Origin of the sequence: Paenibacillus popilliae ATCC 14706 (assembly GCF_000315235.1) — a bacterium.
GTDB lineage: Bacteria > Bacillota > Bacilli > Paenibacillales > Paenibacillaceae > Paenibacillus_B > Paenibacillus_B popilliae.
In genome coordinates this window covers 1-218 of the sequence record NZ_BALG01000332.1, presented here as the reverse complement: position 1 = coordinate 218, position 218 = coordinate 1, and the positions used below count along the sequence as shown (strand labels likewise).

Below are 218 nucleotides of genomic sequence, written 5' to 3'. Positions count from 1 at the left end.
GCGGCAAAACAAATAACCAAAGAAAAATTTATTGAATGTTATGACCCTAGTTTCCCTGAAGACCTCTATGCAGATTTTCATACGGTCGTTACTGTTTATATTTTTCGTGATCAAGAAGGAATGAAAAAACTGCTTACCCTTGATTCCCCCGATGAAAAAGTATCATTTTACGAAGATATTAACTATAGTAGACATGGCTGTAATCTTATCCTTAATTC

At 33.9% G+C, this 218-nt stretch carries 1 pseudogene; it reads left to right on the top strand.

Features of this window, described 5'->3' with window-relative positions:
• Window positions 1-218 (top strand): annotated as a pseudogene (locus PPOP_RS24655) (pyruvate kinase); the annotation flags it as partial.